At 59.5% G+C, this 5,199-nt stretch carries 5 protein-coding genes and 1 pseudogene; 4 read left to right on the forward strand and 2 right to left on the reverse strand.

The genetic code is table 11. The features are described from left to right. Positions 1–850 (reverse strand): ubiquinol oxidase subunit II (cyoA, locus tag A3730_RS15985; protein WP_063538443.1); only part of this gene is annotated, 850 nt, incomplete at its 3' end. A gap of 153 nt (positions 851–1,003) precedes the next feature. Between cyoA and A3730_RS15990 the strand changes: the two genes are divergently transcribed. After that, on the forward strand, positions 1,004–2,314 hold the full coding sequence (locus tag A3730_RS15990; RefSeq protein WP_063521342.1) for an MFS transporter: 1,311 nt from the start codon (positions 1,004–1,006) through the stop codon (positions 2,312–2,314). A gap of 153 nt (positions 2,315–2,467) precedes the next feature. Here the strand turns inward: A3730_RS15990 and A3730_RS15995 are convergent, their stop codons facing one another. Continuing rightward, on the reverse strand, positions 2,468–3,577 hold the full coding sequence (locus tag A3730_RS15995) for an NADH:flavin oxidoreductase (RefSeq protein ID WP_063521343.1): 1,110 nt from the start codon (positions 3,575–3,577) through the stop codon (positions 2,468–2,470). 262 nt (positions 3,578–3,839) lie between these two features. Here A3730_RS15995 and A3730_RS16000 point away from each other — a divergent pair, with 262 nt between their 5' ends. From A3730_RS16000 to A3730_RS16010, 3 genes and pseudogenes are all read left to right on the forward strand, one after another. Continuing rightward, positions 3,840–4,301, forward strand: a complete 462-nt coding sequence (locus A3730_RS16000; RefSeq protein WP_063521344.1) for a helix-turn-helix domain-containing protein — start codon at positions 3,840–3,842, stop codon at positions 4,299–4,301. Continuing rightward, positions 4,298–4,927 carry a hypothetical protein gene (locus A3730_RS16005; RefSeq protein ID WP_082872419.1) on the forward strand — a complete coding sequence of 210 codons (630 nt, stop codon included), beginning with the start codon at positions 4,298–4,300 and terminating at the stop codon, positions 4,925–4,927. The genes A3730_RS16000 and A3730_RS16005 overlap by 4 nt, the downstream gene beginning before the upstream one ends. An 87-nt stretch (positions 4,928–5,014) precedes the next feature. Then, positions 5,015–5,199, forward strand: a pseudogene (locus A3730_RS16010) (IS256 family transposase); the annotation flags it as partial.

Raw genomic sequence — 5,199 nt, forward strand, 5'->3', positions numbered from 1 at the left:
TGAAAATGCCGTAGTAAAGCGTCGGGTCTACCTGGCCGTAATAGCTCACCGGGTCATCAATGCTCGGCTCTGCCAGTTGCAGGTATTCATCACGGCTCAGGTTCCCGTCGCTGGCCTTCACTTCCTCAACCCAGCTGGCGAAGTCTTCTTCGCTAAGTCCGTGGAAGTCGAATTTCATCTGCGAGTAACCGGCGCCACTGTAGTTGGCAGAAAAGCCCTTGTAGACACCCGGCTCGTTGATCACCCCATGCAGCTTGGTTTCCATACCCGCCATGGCATAGATCTGCCCGGCCATGGCCGGAATGAAGAAGGAATTCATCATGGTAGAAGCGGTGATCTTGAAGCGAATCGGGTGATTCACCGGCGCCGCCAGCTCATTGACGGTGGCGATCCCCTGCTCCGGGTAGATAAACAGCCACTTCCAGTCCAGCGCCACCACTTCCACGGTGAGCGGCTCCAGGCCTACCGGTACCGGGGTCTGCGCATCAATACGGTCCAGCGGACGGTATGGATCCAGCTTGTGGGTACTTACCCAGGTCATGGCCCCCAGCGCGATGATAATCATCAGCGGAACAGACCAGATCACCAGTTCCAGCACGGTGGAATGGGTCCAGTCGGGCTTGTAGTTGGCCTCGGTGTTGGTTTCCCGGTAATGCCAGGCAAACCAAAACGTCAGCACGATCACCGGCACAATGACCAGCAACATCAGGATCGTTGCCCAGACGAGCAAATCCCGCTGTTGCACGGCCACGTCACCAGAGGGGGACATCACGACTGCGTCACAGCCCGACAGCAGGGCGGCAACAAGCAACGTCAACGACGCTCCACGCAAGTATTTGAATAATTGCATTGGCGAATCTTCTGGTTGGCTTTTGAGTACACGGGACTCTATCCAAGGGCATGGGCAGCCGGTATTGGACATTTTGTCCCATAGGCTTAAAGTCCTAACCATACTTGATGGACATCAAGGCACAAACAACAACTCTGGTGAAGAGCGCACAACATGTCTCAGACCTATCCGGCTCCCATGCCAAACGAAAAAAGCCACGCTTCCGTGGCCCCCAACGAGATCGCCGTGGGCGTGGTCATCGGGCGTACCTCCGAGTATTTCGACTTCTTTGTCTACGGCATCGCCTCCGTACTGATCTTCCCGCAGCTGTTTTTCCCCTTTACCGGCCAGCTGCAGGGCATGCTCTATTCTTTCATGCTGTTTGCTCTGGCGTTTGTAGCGCGGCCCTTTGGCACCGCCCTGTTCATGTGGATTCAGCGCCAGTGGGGCCGCAGCATCAAGCTCACCGCCGCCTTGTTCCTGCTGGGCACCGCCACCGCAGGCATCGCCTTCCTGCCCGGCTATGAAAAACTTGGCGGCCACGCCATCGCTCTGCTGGCCCTGTTCCGGGTCATGCAGGGAATCGCCTTTGGTGGCTCCTGGGATGGCCTGCCTTCATTGCTGGCCCTGAACGCCCCCAAGGAAAGCCGCAGCTGGTACACCATGATCGGCCAGCTGGGCGCGCCCCTGGGCTTTGTGATTGCCAGCGCCCTGTTCCTCTACCTCTACAACAGCCTGAGCGCCGCAGACTTCCAGGGCTGGGGCTGGCGTTACCCGTTCTTCGTGGCGTTCGCCATCAACGTGGTCGCCCTGTTTGCGCGCCTGCGCCTGGTGCTGGGTGAGGAATACACCGAAGCCATGCAGGAAAGTGAGCTGGAACCCATCCGCACCAGCGAGATGGTGCGCGAGGAAGGCCACAATATTTTCATTGGTTCCTTCGCCGCCCTGGCCAGCTATGCGCTGTTCCATGTGGTGACCATCTTCCCGCTCTCCTGGATCGCCTTCCAGGGCAGCCAGACCACCGCCGAAGTGCTGACCGTACAGGTGCTGGGGGGCTTCGTGGGCATCATGGCCACCATCGGCTCCGGCTGGATCGCCGCCCGCATCGGCAAGCGCACCACCGTGGGCGCCCTGGCCGCCATGATCGGCGTCTTCAGCCTGCTCACCCCTCTGCTGATGGGCGGCAGCCCGGTCATGCAGGACACCTTCATCCTGCTCGGCTTTGCCCTGCTCGGGGTGTCCTATGGCCAGGCCTCCGGCACGGTGACGGCCAACTTCGCGCCGCGCTTCCGCTACACCGGCGCCGCCCTCACCTCTGACTTCGCTTGGCTGTTCGGCGCCGCCTTCGCGCCGCTGGTCGCCCTGGGTCTGTCCGCCAAGTTCGGGCTTATGTCAGTCACGGTATATCTGCTGTCCGGCGTGATCTGCACCCTGCTGGCGCTGGCCATCAACCAGTCGCTGGAAGATCAGGGCGAAGAGAGTTGAAAGTTTAAAGTTCAAAGTTGAAACGCGGACTGACGCCGTCGTTCAACTGAAACCAAAGAGGCCGCGCCCGGATTCCGAGCGCGGCCTCTTTCCTATCCGACCCGGCAAACCCCGGATGGCGTTCTTTTACTCGCAGCTAGTCGCTCACGGCTGTCAGCTCAAACTCCCCAACGCCGCCTTGGTAAACGGCGCAATCTCGTCTTCCTTGCCTTCGCGCATCTTCACCAGCCAGTTCGGGTCCTGCAGCAGCGCACGGCCCACCGCGATCATGTCGAATTCGTCGCTGTCCATGCGACGCTCCAGCTCGTCCAGCCCTGCCGGGTTGGCGGTGCCGCCCATGCCGTCCGGGCTGTTAAGGAAATCCCCGTCCAGGCCCACGCTGCCCACGGAAATCACCGGCTTGCCGGTAATCTTCTTGGTCCAGCCCGCCAGGTTCAGGTCAGAGCCTTCGAATTCCGGCAGCCAGAAGCGGCGGGTGGAAGCATGGAACACGTCCACACCCGCCTCCACGAAGGGCATCAGGAAACGTTCCAGCTCTTCCGGATTCTGCGCCAGCTTCGCTTCGTAATCCTGCTGCTTCCACTGCGAGAAACGCAGCACGATGGCAAACTCTTCACCCACGGCTTCGCGCACCGCCTTGACGATCTCGATGCCAATGCGGGCACGGTTCTCGATGGAACCGCCGTATTCGTCATCGCGTTGGTTGGTGCCTTCCCAGAAGAACTGATCGAGCAGGTAACCGTGGGCACCGTGAATCTCCACGCCATCAAAACCTACCTCTTTAGCGGCCTTGGCGGACTCGGCAAAAGCACGCACCACATCCTGGATATCCGCTTTGCTCATGGCCTCGCCGTTTTCCTTGCCGGGCTTGAACAGGCCAGAAGGCGAATAGGCAGGCACGTCCTTGTCCGGACCAATGCCGGGTTTGCGCACCGAGCCCACATGCCACAACTGTGGGATGATCTGGCCGCCAGCAGCGTGCACCGCATCCACCACCTTCTTCCAGCCCGCCATAGCTTCATCGCCATAAATGGCCGGCACCCGCTCGTAACCGTTAGCGGCCTTGTGGCCCACAAAGGTGCCTTCGGTGATGATCAGGCCCACCTCACCCTCGGCGCGGCGCTGGTAATACCCCACCACCTGATCGTTGGGCACATACCCCGGAGAAAACGTACGGGTCATGGGCGCCATGGCCACCCGGTTACGCATCTTCAGGGATTTGTGTTCAAAAGGACGCAGCAGGCTATCCAGGGAACTACTCATGGGGCTCTCCTAATCAGTCTTGTCTATTCACTCTCCAGGCCGGGCCAGATACGGGCTCAGCTTGAGCATTCGGGGTAACAAAAAAGGGGCCAGCAATGGCAACCACCCTCGCAATGGCCCTTTCAGCTGCGCTCTCAGAAGCACTCGCTCAATAACCAACAGAATCAGCGCATCCGCCCTCACGGGCGATCAATTCAATTTGGTTGCGTAATAAAACCTTATTTGGTTTCTTAATGCAACCATTCTGATCTATACTGCCGCCATGACACGTAAACGCTTCGACGACATGGGCTGCTCGGTGGCCTGCGCCCTCAATGAGGTCGGTGACTGGTGGTCCCTGCTGGTGGTCAAGCAGGCCATGCTGGGCACCCGCCGCTTTGTGGATTTCCAGCACAGCCTGGGCATCGCCAAAAACATTCTCTGCAACCGCCTGTCGCGGCTGGTGGATAACGGCGTGATGGTGCGTGTGGACGTGGGCGAGCACGGCAAGCGCTACGAATACCGCCTCACCGACAAGGGCCGGGATCTGTTTACCGTGGTCACCGCCCTGCGTCAGTGGAGCGAACGCTGGAACGGCGAAAAAGACGCCATGCAACTGGTGGATGGCCACAGCGGCGAGCCGTTGGCACCGGTAGTGGTTCAGAACCAGCAGGGGAAAGTGCTCACCGTGCGGGATGTGCGGTTTGTGGATGAGGACGGCAAACCCTGGGAGGAGGTCGGGTGACTACCGTGCCAGCGCTGCAACAACGCTGGAACCGCGTCGTCGCCCGGCTAGTGCCCAACCCGCAAGCCACTTGGCAACAACTCGCCTCCCGCTACAGCGAGCCCCATCGCCACTATCACACCCTGCATCATGTCGCCGCCTGCCTGAACTGGCTGGATCAATACCGCCACCTCGCCGAAAACCCTCTATGCATTGAACTGGCCCTGTGGGCCCACGATGTGATTTACGATCCCCGCGCCAGCGGCAACGAAGCCCGCAGCGCCGACTGGTTTGCCCAGCAGTTTGCCGACAGCACCCTGACCGACGCGCAGCGCGATCGAGTACACACCCTCATTCTCGCCACCATCCACCCCCACCCACCGACAGATGCCGACATGGCCCTGCTGCAGGATATCGATCTGAGCATTCTTGGCGCGGATATTGAGTTGTACGACCGGTATGAAGGGTGGATTCGGCAGGAATATGCCTTTGTGCCGGAGGAAGCGTTTCGGAAAGGACGGAGTGCGGTGTTGCGGAGTTTTCTGGATCAGGGGGTGATTTACCACACGGCTGAGCTGAGGGAGCGACTGGAAGTGTCGGCGCGGGACAATCTCAGTCAGGCTTTGGGGAAGCTTTCAGAGGGCTGATTGTCTTACGCTTTGGGAAATGGGAGATCTCGGTAGTGTTCAGAATTCTGTGTCACTTCTTTAATCTACACACCAAAGAGGTGATACATGACCAAACCCACATTCGACATTGATGCTGCTCTCAAGGCCCTACAGGAAGGCAAAGACCTGACCGGCAAAGACGGCATTCTCACGCCGCTGATCAAGCAGCTCACAGAAGCCGCGATGCAAGCCGAGCTGGACAATCATCTTACAGAAGAGACCGCGCCGAACCGCAAGAATGGCACGACCAG

It is taken from the genome of Alcanivorax sp. HI0044, from assembly GCF_001634945.1.